At 66.9% G+C, this 15,676-nt stretch carries 16 protein-coding genes; 11 read left to right on the top strand and 5 right to left on the bottom strand.

What is annotated here, in order from left to right:
- Window positions 1–20: 20 nt before the first annotated feature.
- The 7 genes from HMPREF3014_RS16905 to rarD all read left to right on the top strand — a co-directional run bounded on the left by HMPREF3014_RS16905 (window position 21) and on the right by rarD (window position 5,481).
- On the top strand, window positions 21–947 hold the full coding sequence (locus HMPREF3014_RS16905; RefSeq protein ID WP_003118849.1) for a LysR family transcriptional regulator: 927 nt from the start codon (window positions 21–23) through the stop codon (window positions 945–947).
- 53 nt (window positions 948–1,000) lie between these two features.
- Window positions 1,001–1,294, top strand: a complete 294-nt coding sequence (locus HMPREF3014_RS16910; RefSeq protein WP_023086814.1) for a hypothetical protein — start codon at window positions 1,001–1,003, stop codon at window positions 1,292–1,294.
- A gap of 138 nt (window positions 1,295–1,432) precedes the next feature.
- Entirely contained in the window at window positions 1,433–2,158 is a 726-nt protein-coding gene (locus HMPREF3014_RS16915; RefSeq protein ID WP_003117927.1) for a ComF family protein, read from the top strand.
- 41 nt (window positions 2,159–2,199) lie between these two features.
- Window positions 2,200–2,520, top strand: coding sequence for a YfiM family lipoprotein (locus HMPREF3014_RS16920; protein ID WP_003103307.1), 321 nt, complete (start codon window positions 2,200–2,202; stop codon window positions 2,518–2,520).
- A 67-nt stretch (window positions 2,521–2,587) separates the two neighbouring features.
- Window positions 2,588–3,346 (top strand): TOBE domain-containing protein, encoded by a 759-nt coding sequence (locus HMPREF3014_RS16925; protein ID WP_003103305.1) that lies wholly within the window; start codon window positions 2,588–2,590, stop codon window positions 3,344–3,346.
- A 61-nt stretch (window positions 3,347–3,407) separates the two neighbouring features.
- Window positions 3,408–4,382 carry a serine/threonine protein kinase gene (locus tag HMPREF3014_RS16930; protein ID WP_003084794.1) on the top strand — a complete coding sequence of 325 codons (975 nt, stop codon included), beginning with the start codon at window positions 3,408–3,410 and terminating at the stop codon, window positions 4,380–4,382.
- Between the two features lie 202 nt (window positions 4,383–4,584).
- Window positions 4,585–5,481 (top strand): EamA family transporter RarD, encoded by an 897-nt coding sequence (gene rarD, locus HMPREF3014_RS16935; RefSeq protein WP_003103301.1) that lies wholly within the window; start codon window positions 4,585–4,587, stop codon window positions 5,479–5,481.
- A gap of 689 nt (window positions 5,482–6,170) precedes the next feature.
- On the opposite strand, the gene HMPREF3014_RS16940 is transcribed toward rarD, so the two are convergent.
- Together HMPREF3014_RS16940 and HMPREF3014_RS16945 are read right to left on the bottom strand one after the other, a co-directional pair.
- Window positions 6,171–6,686 carry a glycine cleavage system transcriptional repressor gene (locus tag HMPREF3014_RS16940; RefSeq protein WP_003084789.1) on the bottom strand — a complete coding sequence of 172 codons (516 nt, stop codon included), beginning with the start codon at window positions 6,684–6,686 and terminating at the stop codon, window positions 6,171–6,173.
- A 31-nt stretch (window positions 6,687–6,717) separates the two neighbouring features.
- A complete protein-coding gene (locus tag HMPREF3014_RS16945) occupies window positions 6,718–7,161 on the bottom strand; it encodes a GNAT family N-acetyltransferase (RefSeq protein WP_034016703.1) in 444 nt (147 codons plus the stop codon).
- Window positions 7,162–7,466: 305 nt separating this feature from the next.
- Here HMPREF3014_RS16945 and HMPREF3014_RS16950 point away from each other — a divergent pair, with 305 nt between their 5' ends.
- On the top strand, window positions 7,467–9,644 hold the full coding sequence (locus HMPREF3014_RS16950; protein ID WP_003105217.1) for a malate synthase G: 2,178 nt from the start codon (window positions 7,467–7,469) through the stop codon (window positions 9,642–9,644).
- A 47-nt stretch (window positions 9,645–9,691) separates the two neighbouring features.
- Here HMPREF3014_RS16950 and HMPREF3014_RS16955 read toward each other — a convergent pair whose 3' ends face one another.
- Window positions 9,692–10,135 carry a hypothetical protein gene (locus HMPREF3014_RS16955; protein ID WP_003105223.1) on the bottom strand — a complete coding sequence of 148 codons (444 nt, stop codon included), beginning with the start codon at window positions 10,133–10,135 and terminating at the stop codon, window positions 9,692–9,694.
- A gap of 42 nt (window positions 10,136–10,177) precedes the next feature.
- Window positions 10,178–10,975 (bottom strand): 3-oxoadipate enol-lactonase, encoded by a 798-nt coding sequence (gene pcaD / locus HMPREF3014_RS16960; protein WP_003105224.1) that lies wholly within the window; start codon window positions 10,973–10,975, stop codon window positions 10,178–10,180.
- Window positions 10,976–11,078: 103 nt separating this feature from the next.
- On the opposite strand from pcaD, the gene HMPREF3014_RS16965 reads away from it, so the two are divergent.
- Window positions 11,079–12,029, top strand: coding sequence for a LysR family transcriptional regulator (locus HMPREF3014_RS16965; protein ID WP_003160882.1), 951 nt, complete (start codon window positions 11,079–11,081; stop codon window positions 12,027–12,029).
- Window positions 12,030–12,107: 78 nt separating this feature from the next.
- On the opposite strand, the gene HMPREF3014_RS16970 is transcribed toward HMPREF3014_RS16965, so the two are convergent.
- On the bottom strand, window positions 12,108–12,584 hold the full coding sequence (locus HMPREF3014_RS16970; RefSeq protein ID WP_023086917.1) for a GNAT family N-acetyltransferase: 477 nt from the start codon (window positions 12,582–12,584) through the stop codon (window positions 12,108–12,110).
- Between the two features lie 87 nt (window positions 12,585–12,671).
- Between HMPREF3014_RS16970 and HMPREF3014_RS16975 the strand changes: the two genes are divergently transcribed.
- Together HMPREF3014_RS16975 and HMPREF3014_RS16980 are read left to right on the top strand one after the other, a co-directional pair.
- Window positions 12,672–13,598, top strand: coding sequence for a LysR substrate-binding domain-containing protein (locus tag HMPREF3014_RS16975; RefSeq protein ID WP_003105226.1), 927 nt, complete (start codon window positions 12,672–12,674; stop codon window positions 13,596–13,598).
- Between the two features lie 347 nt (window positions 13,599–13,945).
- Complete coding sequence (locus HMPREF3014_RS16980; protein ID WP_003117922.1) at window positions 13,946–15,673, top strand: NCS1 family nucleobase:cation symporter-1; 1,728 nt, start codon at window positions 13,946–13,948, stop codon at window positions 15,671–15,673.
- Window positions 15,674–15,676: the final 3 nt, after the last annotated feature.

The following is a 15,676-nucleotide window of genomic DNA, read 5'->3' on the forward strand; positions in this document are numbered from 1 at the left end:
AAAACAGATACCTCCTCCGGATGCTCCCCATGGCCCTGACCCTCCGCCAGGTTCGCTACTTCATCGCCACCGCCGAGTTCGGCCAAATATCCCAGGCCGCCATCCACCTGAACATCTCGCAGTCGGCGGTGACCAGCGCGATCCAGGAACTGGAGGGCATGCTCGGCGTCGCCCTGTTCACCCGCACGGCCCAGGGCATGAACCTGACCGACAGCGGCCGGCACTTCCTCAACCACGCCTATTCGATCCAGCGCAGCGTCGACGACGCGCTCAACAGCCCGCAACCGGACACCCGGGTCGAAGGCACCCTGAAGGTCGCCGCCAGCTATACCGTGATGGGCTATTTCCTCCCCCACCACCTGCAACGCCTGGCGCAGTGGTACCCGGAACTGGAGCTACAACTGTTCGAGGACGAGCGCGCCAGCATCGAGCGCGGCCTCCTCGACGGTCGCTACGACATCGCCGTGCTGCTCACCGGCAATCTCACCGAGCCCGGGATCGCCGCCGAAACCCTGTTCAACTCCGAGCGCCGGTTGTGGCTGCCCAGCCGCCATCCGCTGGGCGAGAAGGCCGACCTGGGCCTTGCCGACGTGGCCGGCGAGCCCTACATCATGCTCACCGTCGACGAGGCCGGGCAGAGCGCGCTGCGCTACTGGCAACAGAGCGGACACCGGCCACAGGTGATCCTCCATACCAGTTCGGTGGAAGCGGTGCGCAGCATGGTCGCCAACGGCTCCGGCGTGGCCATCCTCTCCGACCTGGTGTACCGGCCCTGGTCGCTGGAAGGCAAACGCATCGAGACGCTATCGCTGGTCGACCCGGTGCCGTCGATGAGCGTCGGCCTGGCCTGGCGCCGCGACACCGAAGCGAGCGCCGGGATGCGCGCGTTCCGCGAATACTTCCGCCAGTCGTTCCTCGCTCCGCAGCAAAGCAGCAGCCGGCGCTGAACCCGGCGGCTAATCTCTGATCCAACGCTGGGAACACTCAGGACAGGACACTCATGGGTACAGAAGGCTTTTTCGACGGACTGGGCGAGATGCTGGGCAGGGCGATCCGCTTCGTGGTGGACCTGCTCTCCGGCCTGCTGGGCGGCATCTGGGGCGCCATGGACGACTTCCTCCACGGCCTGGCCAGGGCCATCGGCATGGACGCATCGCTGTTCAGCTTCGTCTTCCTGGTGCTCGGCCTGTTGCTGCTCTACAGCGGTATACGCGCCTTCTTGCGCCGCTCGATAGTCGGCGGGGTGATCTGGACGGTGCTCGGCCTGATCGTCATGAGCTGGCTCATCCACTGATCCACGTGTCGGCCGTTTCCGCAAGGAGCGAAGGAAGGTTTCGGTTATCCACAGGCGAGTTCCGAACCCGCTGGCAACGGCTGGTCGGCGGCGCGCGCCTGCGGTTGCATGGTGCGACATCCGCCAGGAAGTCCCGCCATGTCGTTCCCGCTTCGTCCTCTCACGCGCTGGCTTTTGCCGCCGCCGGCCTGCCTGCTCTGCGCCGCCCGCAGCGACCAGCCGGCCCGCCCGCTGTGCCGCGCCTGTGCCGCCGACCTGCCCTGGTCGCGCCAGCAGTGCCGGCGCTGCGCCCTGCCCCTGCCGCTGGACGGCCAGGTGTGCGGCGAGTGCCTGCGCCGCCCGCCGGCCTATGAACAGGCGATCGCGCCCTGGCGCTACGCCTTTCCGCTCGACAGCCTGATCAACCGCTTCAAGCACCAGGCGGCCTGGCCGCTGGGGCGGCTGCTCGGCGAGTTGCTGGCGGAACACCTGCGGCAACGCTACGCCGAAGGCCTGCCGCGCCCGGCACGCCTGCTGCCGGTCCCGCTGGCGCCTCGGCGCGAACGTCGTCGCGGCTTCAACCAGGCGCAACAGCTCGCCGAGCGACTGGCTGGCGAGCTGGACCTGCGCTGCGATCCGCACAGCCTGCGGCGAGTGCTGGATACTCCGGCCCAGCAGGGGCTGGACGCGACGGTGCGGCGGCGCAACCTGCGCCACGCCTTCGCCCTGGCGCCCGCCAGCGATGTTCGCGGGCTGCACCTGGCACTGGTGGACGACGTGCTCACCACCGGGGCCACCGCCGAGCGCCTTTCCCGCCTGTTGCGCCGGGCGGGCGCCGCGCGGGTCGACGTCTACTGCCTGGCGCGCACGCCGAAGCCCGGCTGAGCTGGGCTAAACTGCCGCGCAACCGATACGGGAGAGGATCCATGCGCGCACTGCTGGTCGCGGCCTGCCTGTTGCTCGGCGGTTGCAGCCATTTCGCCGAAGACGACTGGCTGGGCGAAGACAAGGCCCTGCATTTCGCCAGTTCCGCGGCCCTTGCCGCGGCGGGCATGCAGATGGCCCACGACCGCGGCCTGCGCGGCGCTCGCCAGGCACGCTTCGGCCTGAGCTTCTCGCTCGCCTTCGGCGTCGGCAAGGAGTTCTACGACAGCCGTTCCGCCGGCAGCGGCTGGAGCTGGAAGGACCTCGCCTGGGACCTGGCCGGCGCCGCCGCCGGCTACGGTCTCTACCAGGCCGCCGAGTGACGCCCTTGCGTTTTGCCCATGGCTGTTGGAGCCTTCGCCGTATACGTCCGCTCATAGCGAAGCCTCCATGTCCGCACTCTCCACTCTCGCCCAGCACGTCACCCGTCGCCCGCAACGCATCGCCCTGCTCGCGCAGATCGCCGAACTGGGCTCCATCACCCGTGCGGCGAAGGCCGTGGGCATCAGCTACAAGGGCGCCTGGGACGCCATCGACGAACTGAACAACCTGGCCGAGCGTCCGCTGGTCGAGCGTAGCGTCGGCGGCAAGGGCGGCGGCGGCGCCCGGCTGACCGCCGAGGGCGAACGCCTGCTGGCTCTCTACCGGCGCCTGGAAGCCTTGCAAGCGCAGGTGTTGCAGGCCGCGGAAGACGCCGAGGACCTCAACCTGATCGGCCGCCTGATGCTCCGCACCAGCGCACGCAACCAATTGCACGGGCGGGTCCTGTCGATCCATGGCGAAGGCTTCCACGACCGCATCGCCATCGAGCTGCCAGGCCAGCAACGCATCGAGGCGCTGATCACCCGCGCCAGCACCGAGCAACTCGAACTCGGTCGCGGCCGCCCGGTACTGGCGCTGATCAAGGCCGGCTGGCTGGACGTCGGGCTGGAACCGCGCGAGGACCAGCCGAACCAGTTGCAAGGCACCCTGGAGGAAATCCTCGCGGCCAAGGCCGGTCCCAGCGAGGTGCGCATCGCCCTGGGCAGCGGTCTTACCCTCTGCGCGCTGCTGTCCGGCGAACGCCTGGCCAGCCTGGGGCTGAAGAAGGGCCAGAAGGTGATCGCCTCCTTCGATCCAGCCCAGGTCCTGCTCGGCACGCCGCTGTGAACCTGCCGGCCCGCGCCGGCTTGCGTACACTAGGGGTCTTTCGAGCTTTGGATGCCCCGTCATGTCCCATCCCTTCGACCAACTGACCCCCGACCTCGTCCTGGATGCCGTGGAAAGCCTCGGCTATCTCAGCGACGCACGGGTGCTGGCGCTCAACAGCTACGAAAACCGCGTGTACCAGGTCGGCATCGAGGACGGCGAGCCGCTGATCGCCAAGTTCTACCGACCGGACCGCTGGAGCGACGCGGCGATCCGCGAGGAGCACGCCTTCTCCGCCGAGCTGGCGGAATGCGAGGTGCCGGTGGTGGCGCCGCTGTCGCGCGACGGCGAAAGCCTGTTCGCATTCTCCGGCTTCCGCTTCGCCCTGTTCCCGCGGCGCGGCGGGCGCGCGCCCGAGCCGGGCAATCTCGACCAGCTCTACCGCCTCGGCCAGTTGCTCGGCCGCCTGCACGCGGTCGGCGCCACGCGGCCGTTCGAGCACCGCGAGGCGCTCGCTGTGGATAACTTCGGCCACGCCTCGCTGGCCACCCTGCTGGAAGGCAATTTCATCCCCAGGAGCCTGCTGCCGGCCTACGAGTCGGTCGCCCGCGACCTGCTGAAACGCCTCGACGCCCTGTTCGCCGAGGTGCCCTACCAGCCGATCCGCCTGCACGGCGACTGCCATCCGGGCAACCTGCTGTGCCGCGACGAGGTCTACCATATGGTCGATCTCGACGACTGCCGCATGGGCCCGGCCCTCCAGGACCTGTGGATGATGCTCGCCGGCGAGCGCCACGAACGCCTGGCGCAGATTGCCGAACTGGTCGACGGCTACAACGAGTTCCACGACTTCGACCCGCGCCAGCTACCGCTGCTCGAAGGCCTGCGCAGCCTCCGCCTGATGCACTACAGCGCCTGGCTCGCGCGGCGCTGGGACGACCCGGCGTTCCCGCCGAGCTTCCCCTGGTTCGGCAGCGAACGTTACTGGGGCGAGCAGGTGCTGGTGCTGCGCGAACAACTGGCGGCGCTGGACGAGGAACCGCTGCGACTGTTCTGAGCCTCCTGCGGACGGGGCGAATGGCGCGCGGCGCTATCCGTCCCGCCGCGGGGCAGGCGAGGGAACGGCAAGTGTGCCGGTGCTTTTCCGCGGGAACTGTGCGCAGACAAGCTCGCCACCCCCCTACTAGAATTCACAGGTCATCCGCGCGTGCATACCGTGCACGGCCATTCTTACCTGCCTGACGTTTCAAGGATTCTCCATGGCGACCGCCAACCTCCGTCGGGGCTATGTCCTCGGCCTGACGGCTTATGTGATCTGGGGACTGTTCCCGCTCTACTTCAAACTGCTCGAACGCATTCCCGCGGTGGAAATCATCGTCCAGCGCGCGGTCTGGTCGGCCCTGTTCGGCGCCGTCCTGCTGCTGTTCTGGAAGCACCCGGGCTGGTGGCGCGAGCTGCGCCAGAATCCGCAGCGCTTCGTCGTGCTGGCCGCCAGCGGACTGCTGATCGCCAGCAACTGGATGACCTATGTCTGGGCGGTGAACAACGGCCACATGCTGGAAGCCAGCCTGGGCTACTACATCAATCCGCTGATCAACGTGATGCTCGGCATGTTGCTGCTCAAGGAACGCCTGCGTCCCCTGCAATGGCTGGCGGTGGCCCTGGCTTCGCTGGGCGTGGCGCAGCAGGTCTGGCAACTCGGCAGCCTGCCCTGGGTGTCGCTGGTGCTGGCCCTGACCTTCGGCTTCTACGGCCTGATCCGCAAAAAGGCGCCGGTCGCCGCGCTGCCCGGACTGGTGGTGGAAACCTGGCTGCTGCTGCCGCTGGCGCTGGTCTGGTTGCTGTTTTTCGCCGACGGGCCGACCAGCGAAACGGCTTTCTGGAGCACCCCGGAAGCCCTGTGGGTGGTCGCCGCGGGCCCGGTGACGCTGGTTCCGCTGGTCTGCTTCAACGCTGCGGCAAGGCACCTGCCCTACGCCACCCTGGGCTTCCTGCAATACCTGGCGCCGACGCTGGTCCTGCTACAGGCGATCCTGCTGTTCGGCGAGCATCTGGACTCCAGCCGCCTGACCGCCTTCGCTTTCATCTGGCTCGCCCTGGCCGTCTACAGCTTCGACGCCTGGCGCAGCCTGCGCCGCCTTCCCCAGCCGGGCTGACGTTATCCCCAGGCTTGCGGAACTCCGCAAGCCTGGCGAAAAAACACGCACTCCTTCCTATCCCCCGCCAATACTGACGCTCAGCGATCCACCCCAGGCTTTTCCACAGGATCATGCACGCACTTTGTGCATAGACCTGCCTTCTCCTCTCCGCAGGCACGTGGATAACTCTTCGGAAGAGGCCCTGCAAAGCGCCTGATCAGTCTTTGAGCATACCGCTGCATGCCAGGCTTACCAAGGGTTACAACGATATACACAAGGCTTATCCACAAAGCTGCCCAAGGCTTTTGTGAGCAACTGTGGATGAACCGGAAAAGCCATCGATCAAAAAACGTACGGATACCTGTAATACCGATGAATAAAGGCCTGCATGGATTTTTCCCCGGCTTACCCACAGACTGCTCCACGTTATTTGTGCACAGGGGCAACGATAGCGGCGAAGGTTAATCCACAAGCAAAAGCGCAAGAGAGGCTGCTCAGAAAACGACCAAACCCTTGTATCGCCCATGGATAAAGGCCTGCAAGGTTATCCACACAGAATACCCACAGGCTGGTCCACCTGGTTTGGGAATAACCGCAACGCAGCTGGTCAAAAAACGCGCTACGACCTCCAAGCCTCGCGGCGCCTGGGCTTCAGGGTTTCACCCAAGGCTTTTCCACAGGCCCGTCCCCGGCTTTCCTGAACAACTTCAGGACGCGTCCAGCACCAATTCCACCATCAGGTCGTCGGCCAGGTCTTCCAGTCGCTCGCGCAGGGTGTCCAGCGACAGGGTCAGCGGCACCGCCAGCAGCGCATCGGCATGGAACAGCGGTTCGCTGCTCATCGGCGCCGGGCGCACTTCGGTGGACAGGCTCTCCAGGTTCACCCCGTGCTCGGCCAGCAGCCGGGTGATGTCACGCACGATACCGGGGCGGTCGTTGCCCACCAGGTCGAGGTGGATAGGCTTCCAGTTGCATACCGGCTCGATCCCGCTTTCCGCCAGGAGCACGCGGATACCGTGGCTGGACAGGCCCTGTAGCCCTTCCACCAGTTCGTCGTAGCCTTCCGCCGGCACGGCCACCCGCAGTATCCCGGCGAACTGCCCGGCCATCCGCGACATGCGGCTTTCCAGCCAGTTGCCGCCGTGGGAGGCGATGCATTGGGCGATGCGCTCGACCAGGCCGGGATGGTCGGTGGCGATCACGGTCAGGACCAGGTGATCCATGAGCTTGCCTCCTGCTGGGACGAATGGGAGTTCAGAGCTGCAGCCAGTAAGTGTAGAACTGTTCGTCACGGACATAGCCGAGGCGCTCGTAGAGCGACTGCCCGGCGTGGTTGGTCTTCGCCGTCTCCAGTTGCAGGCCGCAGGCGCCCATGCTTTCGGCGAAACCCCGGGCCTGGTTCATCAGGGCCTCGCCGACACCCCGGCGACGCGCCTCCGGGCGGACGTAGAGATCGCTGAACAGCCACGAAGGTCGTAGCGCCAGGGAGGCGAACAGCGGATAGAGTTGGACGAAGCCCAGCGCCCGCGCCTCGGCATCCCTGGCCAGGAACAGGGTCGAATCGCCCTGGCGCAGGCGCTCGGCGAGGAATGCGCGAACCTGCTCTTCCGGCGCCGGCACTTCGTAGAAGTCGAGGTAGGCGGAAAACAGCGGAACCAGGTCGGCGAGATCGGCGAGGGATGCGGCATGGACGGGCATGGCGAGGCTCCTGGGGCGATTCCGGAGTATAGGCAAGGCGCTCGCAGCGCAGTGAAACATCCTGCGACGCCGCGCCGCAGTTGGGCTCGCGATAAATCGTGTACTGTTTTTAGATTTATCTGGAACAAAGTACAGTTTTTTTGCGAACATTGAGCCTGGCCAACGTGACCGTGAAGCGTCATCCAGTCGTAACGCGACGCGTAACCACTGATTTTTCCCGCAGCATCATGTAGTATGCCGCGGCTCGGACTACAAGGCCGTGCGGCCCGGGTCCAGAGCTGGTCTAGAGCAGAGTGAGGCAAACAATGACTGAACGCGTTCAAGTCGGTGGCCTGCAGGTCGCCAAAGTCCTGTTCGACTTCGTGAACAACGAAGCCATCCCCGGAACCGGCGTCTCTGCCGACACGTTCTGGACCGGTGCGGAGGCCGTGATCAACGACCTGGCGCCGAAGAATAAAGCCCTGCTCGCCAAGCGCGACGAACTCCAGGCCAAGATCGACGGCTGGCACCAGGCTCGCGCCGGCCAGGCCCACGACGCCGCTGCCTACAAGGCCTTCCTCGAGGAAATCGGCTACCTGCTGCCCGAGGCGGAAGACTTCCAGGCCGGCACCCAGAACGTCGACGACGAGATCGCCCGCATGGCCGGCCCGCAGCTGGTGGTGCCGGTGATGAATGCGCGCTTCGCCCTCAACGCCTCCAACGCCCGCTGGGGCTCGCTGTACGACGCACTCTACGGCACCGACGTGATCAGCGAAGAAGGCGGCGCCGAGAAAGGCAAGGGCTACAACAAGGTTCGCGGCGACAAGGTCATCGCCTTCGCTCGCGCCTTCCTCGACGAGGCCGCGCCGCTGGAGTCCGGCTCCCATGTCGACGCCACTTCCTACAGCGTGAAGAACGGCGCGCTGGTCGTCGCGCTGAAGAACGGCAGCGAAACCGGCCTGAAGAATGCTGGCCAGTTCCTTGCCTTCCAGGGCGACGCCGCCAAGCCGCAAGCGGTACTGCTCAAGCACAACGGCCTGCACTTCGAAATCCAGATCGACCCGAGCAGCCCGGTCGGCCAGACCGATGCCGCAGGCGTGAAGGACGTGCTGATGGAAGCCGCCCTCACCACCATCATGGACTGCGAGGACTCGGTCGCCGCGGTCGACGCCGACGACAAGGTAGTGATCTACCGCAACTGGCTGGGCCTGATGAAAGGCGACCTGGCCGAGGAAGTCAGCAAGGGCGGCAGCACCTTCACCCGCACCATGAACCCGGACCGCGTCTACACCAGGGCCGACGGTTCCGAACTGACCCTGCACGGCCGCTCGCTGCTGTTCGTGCGCAACGTCGGCCACCTGATGACCAACGATGCGATCCTCGACAAGGACGGCAACGAAGTGCCGGAAGGCATCCAGGACGGTCTGTTCACCAGCCTGATCGCCATTCATGACCTGAACGGCAACACCAGCCGCAAGAACAGCCGCACCGGCAGCGTGTATATCGTCAAGCCGAAGATGCACGGTCCGGAAGAAGCCGCCTTCACCAACGAGCTGTTCGGCCGCGTCGAGGACGTCCTCGGCCTGCCGCGCAACACCCTGAAGGTCGGCATCATGGACGAGGAGCGCCGCACCACCGTGAACCTGAAGGCCTGCATCAAGGCGGCCAAGGATCGCGTGGTGTTCATCAACACCGGCTTCCTCGACCGCACCGGCGACGAGATCCACACCTCCATGGAAGCCGGCGCCGTGGTGCGCAAGGGCGCCATGAAGTCGGAGAAGTGGATCGGCGCCTACGAGAACAACAACGTCGACGTCGGCCTGGCCACCGGCCTGCAAGGCAAGGCGCAGATCGGCAAGGGCATGTGGGCCATGCCCGACCTGATGGCCGCCATGCTCGAGCAGAAGATCGGCCATCCGCTGGCCGGCGCCAACACCGCCTGGGTCCCGTCGCCGACCGCCGCGACCCTGCACGCCCTGCATTACCACAAGGTCGACGTGTTCGCCCGCCAGGCCGAGCTGGCCAAGCGCACCCCGGCCTCGGTGGACGACATCCTGACCATTCCGCTGGCGCCGAACACCAACTGGACCGCGGAAGAGATCAAGAACGAGGTGGACAACAACGCCCAGGGCATCCTCGGCTATGTCGTCCGCTGGATCGACCAGGGCGTCGGCTGCTCCAAGGTGCCGGACATCAACGACGTCGGTCTGATGGAAGACCGCGCCACCCTGCGCATCTCCAGCCAACTGCTGGCCAACTGGCTGCGTCACGGCGTGATCAGCCAGGAGCAGGTGGTCGAGAGCCTCAAGCGCATGGCCGTGGTGGTCGACCGGCAGAACGCCAGCGACCCGTCCTACCGGCCGATGGCGCCGAACTTCGACGACAACGTCGCGTTCCAGGCCGCCCTGGAGCTGGTGGTGGAAGGCACCCGGCAGCCGAACGGCTATACCGAGCCGGTCCTGCATCGCCGCCGCCGTGAGTTCAAGGCGAAGAACGGGCTGTAGGCCGTTCGCCGCAGCGCAACGAAAAGCCGCCCCGAGGGGCGGCTTTTTCATTTCTTCGGGTAGCCATGCACACGCTCCCAACAGTCGTCGCGCAGCTCCTCGGCGTGGCTACGGATGCTGTCCCAACCGTTCTGCCGCAGCGCCTCCCGGGCCTCTCGACGTACCGCCTGCCATCCGGGGTGGGCATAGATGTCGAAGTCGAAGCAGCCCAGCGCTTCCTCGGGCAGCTCGTTGCACAGCGCCCAGACACGCCTCAAGGCATCGCGAAAACTCCCGGCCTGGTGACCCGGACAGCCTTCGAGCCACTCGTGCAACGGCACGACCTTCTCCGACCAGGTAGAGCAGCCCGGGCAACTGCCGATGGTCTCTCTCTGCATGGCACCGTCAAGGGCCAGGAAATCGAGCGCCAGGAACGCCTCTGCGCTGAGCAGGACCCATCGATGCTCATCCTGCCCGTACCACGTCCAGATGAAACTGCCCGGCTCGTTCATGTCGGCTCCTGCGCCGAGGGAAAAGGCGCGACGATAGCGTAATCAGTCTGCGCCGAGAAAGCTCAGCACCGCGCCTTCGAACGCCTGCGGGAACTCGACGTTCGACAGGTGCACCGCCGGCAGCGTAACCAGCCTGGCCCCGGCAATCGACGCGGCGATCAGCTCGCCGTGGCTGGCGGCGGTGACCGTGTCGTACGCCCCTGCGATCACCAGGGTCGGCCGCTCGATCCGCGCCAGTTGCGCGCGCAGGTCGGTATCGCGCACCGCCGCGAAGGAGCCGGCCAGGCCGTGCCGGTTGGTGGCCATGAGCATCGCCCGGAAGCGCTCGACGACGGGCTCGGCGCGCTCCAGCAGCGCCGGCGGAAACCAGTTGCCGAGGAAACCCGCGGCGGTCTCGCTCATGTCCTCGGCCTGCAGCACCGCGGCGATGCGCTCGTCCCACTGCGCCGCCGGGCCGAGCCAGGCCGAGGTGTTGGCCAGCACCAGCCGCTCGATCCGCTGCGGCGCATGCAGCGCCAGCCACTGGCCGACGATCCCGCCCAGGGACAGGCCGAGGAAATGCGCGCGCCGTACCTCCAGCGCGTCGAGCAGCTCCAGTACGTCCTCGCCCAGCCGGGCCAGGGTGTAGGGCCCCGGCGGCACGCTGGAGGCGCCATGGCCGCGGGCGTCGTAGCGCAGGACGCGGAAGTGCCGGGTCAGTGCCGGGAGTTGCGCATCCCACATGTGCAGGGTGGTGCCGATGGAGTTGGAGAGCGCCAGCAGCGGTTTCTCTGCCGCACCATCCAGGCGATAGGCGAGGCTGGCGCCGTCGCTGGTAGCGAGAAAAGACAGGTTGCCCATGGGAGCCTCCGGGGTCAGGGTGATTGCCATGCACGCCAGGCTAGTTGCGACGGTCCCTGGGAAAAACTACAAAGAATGGAACGACTCTGTCAGGGAAGCTGACATGCACGACTTCACCCTCCACGACCTCCAATGCTTCGACGCGGTGGTCGACGCCGGCGGCTTCCAGGCCGCCGCACAGCGCCTGCACCGCTCCCATCCGGCGGTGTTCGCCGCCGTTGCCCGGCTGGAGCGCCAGCTCGGCCTGGTGCTGCTGGAACGGGGCGGCTACCGGGTCGGCCTGACCGCCGCCGGTCGCTCCTTCCACCAGCGTGCCCAGGCCCTGCTCTACGAACTGGAAGGGCTGCGTGGCCACGCCGCGCACCTGGCCCAGGGCGAGGAAAGCGAGCTGCGCGTGGTACTGGGCGACCTCTGCCCGCCGCGCCCGGCCCTGGCGCTGCTCGCAGGGTTCTTCGGCAGCCAGCCGCAGACCCGCCTGCAATTGCTGTTCGAAACCGTCAGCGGCCCGCTGGAGCGCCTGCTGGACGGCGAGGCCGACCTGATCCTGCATCGCGTGGACAAGTCCGACCCACGCCTGGAATGGCTCGACCTGTGCAGGGTCGGGCTGGTCCCGGTCATCGCGCCGGGCCTGCTCGGCGATCCTCCGCCGCGACCGGTGCGCCCGGAACAACTGCGCCCCTTCGCCCAGTGTGTGATGCGCGACAGCGCCCGCCATTCTCCGCCGACGGACTATTTCATGCTCGCCGGCGCGCGACAGTGCAGCGTGCCGGACCAGCGAACGAAGAAAGAGGTGATCCTCCAGGGCCTCGGCTGGGGGCACCTGCCGGACTTCCTGGTCGACGAGGAACTGGCCGACGGCCGCCTGCTCGCTCTGGCCGGGCCGCATCTGCCAGGACGCAGCGAAGAGGTGGTGGCGGCGCGCCGGCGCGATCGCGCGCAGGGCCCGGTAGCGGAACGCCTGTGGGCGTTCCTGCGGGACAACGCTACAGCGCTACGGGAGAGCGGCATGGATACCGGTGGCGATGACTCGGCAGGCGCCAGGCGTCCTCGGTGAGAAACTGGCGGATATCGCCAGGCGCTATTCGCCCTACCCCCACGCACTCCCCCGGCATCAACGCCGGCTTGCCGCCAGCTACTCCGCCATCTTGCGCAACGCCTCGCCATCCAGCCGGTAGCGCACCCACTCGTCCTGCGGCAGCGCGCCGATGGAGCGGTAGAAGTCGATGGCCGGCTGGTTCCAGTCCAGCACGCTCCACTCCAGGCGTCCGCAGTCGTTGGCCACGGCCTCGCGGGCCAGCTCGCGGAGCAGCCGGCGACCGGCGCCGACGCCACGGTACTCAGGGGTGACGTAGAGGTCTTCGAGGTAGATGCCGTTGCGCCCCAGCCAGGTCGAGTAGCTGTAGAAATACACCGCATAGCCGATCGGCCGGCCTTCGCTCAGGCACATCAGCGCGCGGGTCGGCGAGCCTTCGGCGAACAGGCTGCGGCGGATGCCTTCGACATCGGTGACCACCTCATGGCGGGCGCGCTCGTAGTCGGCCAGTTCGATGATGAAGGCAAGGATCTGTTCGGCGTCGGCCGGTACGGCGGGACGGATTTTGAGAGTCATGGGCAACCTTCCGGTGGGGGATCCGGCCATCCTAGTGCGCCTGCTAAGATGCATGAAGTGCATTCTTATCATCGGCAACTGAATAACATGCATCCCCTGCTGCGCCGTCTCGATCTCAACCTCCTGCTTGTCTTCGACGCCCTGTATCGCCACCGCAACGTCGGCACCGCAGCCAGCGAACTGGCGATCAGCGCCTCGGCCTTCAGCCATGCGCTGGGGCGCCTGCGCCAGGGGCTGGACGACGAACTGTTCCTGCGCCAGGGCAATCGCATGCAGCCGACCCAGCGTGCCGAGCACCTGGCCGCTGCGGTGGCCGCCGCCCTGCGCGCCCTCGGCGAGGGGCTGGAAGAGTGGCGGCCGTTCGTACCGGGACAGAGCCAGCGCACCTTCGTCTTCGCCGCCACCGACTACACCGCTTTCGCCCTGCTTCCGCCGCTGATGAACCGCCTGCAGCACAGCGCGCCCGGAGTGCGCCTGCGCCTGGTCAATGCGGAACGCAAGCTGTCGGTGGAGGCCCTGGCCAGCGGGCGGATCGATTTCGCCCTCGGCTACGACGAGGAACACGAGCGCCTGCCCGAAGGCATCCAGGCCCATGACTGGTTCGCCGACCGCTACGTGGTGGTAGCGCGGCGCGACCACCCACGCCTCGCCGGGGCGCCGACGCTGGAGGGCTACCTGGCCGAACGGCATGCGGTGGTGACGCCGTGGAACGAGGACAGCGGGGTGATCGACCGGCTGCTGGCCCGCTCCGGCCTGCGTCGCGAAGTGGCGGTGCAACTGCCGACGGTGCTGGCGGCGCTGTTCCTGGCAGGCTCCACCGATTTCCTGCTCACCGCTCCGCGACATGCCGCACGGGCCCTGGCGGAAGCCGCCGGCCTCGCCCTGTATCCCGCTCCGTTCGACATTCCGCCCTACGTGCTGCGGCTCTACAGCCACGTCCAGCATGTCGGGCGTGACGCCCATGCGTGGATGATCGGGCAGTTGAAGGGCCTGGATATTTCCCGGACGGGCTGAGCTTCGCGCCGCGCACCGTCGACGGGCGCAGCGGTAACACTGGGCACAATTATTGTGCACAATTTTCCCAATGCGACCTCCTGGCGTCCCGCTTTTTTTCCCTCTCCCTCGTCCGTCCGCATAAGCCTATGAATCGGTTCGAAATTCTTACCTGATCGAAGCGACAGCTTTTTCCCAAGCGGTTTCAGGGGCTTGCCGCCGAAAGGCCGGTTTCCGCAGAGCGCGGAAAATTCGGTCGAGGATCGGTTGGCACATAACTGGCTTAAATCTTCGAAATTCTTGTATACAAAAACAACAGACGAACCCGACCTCGCGCCGAGTTCTTCCGACTGCCGGAGGAGACCGCCATGTCCAGCACCCCGAAGCCGCCCGCCTCGCCCCGCGAGTTTTCTCCCTCGCTGCTCGACCTCGGCACCCTGGAAAGCCTCGACAGCCTGCCGCGCGCCGGTCAGCGGAGCGCGGAGTTCTCCGCCTCACTGCTCGACCTGGGCACTCCGGCCAGTCTCGACTGCCTGCCACGCGCCGGGCTGCGCGCAGCGGAGTTCTCGGCGGCGCGCCTGGACCTGGGCACTCCCGCCAGTCTCGATTGCCTGCCCCGCGCCAGCCATCACGCCGGCCCCGAACTGCCGCCGCTGAGCCCGCGCCTGTACAGCGCCGATCTCGCCCCGACCAAGGCCGAAGGGCGCCGCTGGGGACGCTACAGCCTGTTCGCGCTGTGGACCAACGACGTGCACAACATCGCCAACTACTCCTTCGCCATCGGCCTCTTCGCCCTCGGCATGAGCGGTGCGCAGATCCTCGCCGCGCTGGCCCTGGGCGCGCTAATGGTCTACGGACTGATGAACCTGTCCGGCTACATGGGCCAGAAGACCGGGCTGCCCTACCCGGTGATGTGCCGCATCGCCTTCGGCATCCACGGCGCGCAACTCCCCGCGCTGATCCGCGCGGTGATCGCCATCGCCTGGTTCGGCATCCAGACCTATCTCGCCTCCATCGTCCTGCGCGTGCTGCTGACGGCGATCTGGCCGGGGCTCGCAGCCTACGACCAGGACGCCATCCTCGGCCTGTCGAGCCTGGGCTGGGCGACCTTCGTCGCCATCTGGTGCGTGCAACTGCTGATCTTCGCCTACGGCATGGAGATGGTGCGTCGCTACGAATCCTTCGCCGGACCGGTGATCCTGCTCACCGTCGCCGCCCTCGCCGCCTGGATGTACCTGCGCGCCGGCGCCTCCATCGCCTGGTCCAGCGGCGAACCCATGAGCGGTTCGCAGATGTGGTTGAAGATCTTCGGCGGCGCGGCGTTCTGGGTGACCCTGTACGGCACCATGATCCTGAACTTCTGCGACTTCGCCCGCGGCTGCCCGGACCGCCGCACCATCAGCGTCGGCAACTTCTGGGGGCTGCCGGTGAACATCCTGCTGTTCGGCCTGTTCGCGGTGGTCCTCGCCGGCGCCCAGTTCAGGATCGACGGCCAGCTCATCCAGAGCCCCACCGACATCGTCGCCGCGATCCCCGACACCCTCTTCCTGGTGCTGGCCAGCCTGGCGCTGCTGATCGTCACCGTGGCGGTGAACATCATGGCCAACTTCGTCGCCCCGGCCTACGTACTCACCAACCTGGCGCCGAACCTGCTGAACTTCCGCCGCGCCGGGCTGATCAGCGCGACCATCGCAGTGCTGATCCTGCCCTGGCACCTGTACAACAGCCCCGGGGTGATCCTCTACTTCCTCGGCGGCCTCGGCGCGCTGCTCGGCCCGCTGTACGGGATCATCATGGTCGACTACTACCTGGTGCGGAAAGGCCGGGTGAACCTGCCGGAGCTGTACACCGAAAGCCGCGCCGGCGCCTATCACTACGCGGGAGGGGTGAACCCGCGGGCCATCGCCGCGTTCGTCCCGGCGGCGATCATCTCCACCCTGCTGGCATTGTTGCCGGCATTCGCCGAGCTATCGCCGTTCTCCTGGTTCTTCGGCGCCGGCCTGGCCGGCCTGATCCACTACGCCCTGGCCAAGCGCCGCACGGCCTACCGCGAAGTTTCCGGCGAAGCGATCGCGGTGGACAGCGTGCAGCACTGACGG

It is taken from the genome of Pseudomonas sp. HMSC065H01, from assembly GCF_001815235.1.
Taxonomy (GTDB): domain Bacteria; phylum Pseudomonadota; class Gammaproteobacteria; order Pseudomonadales; family Pseudomonadaceae; genus Pseudomonas; species Pseudomonas aeruginosa.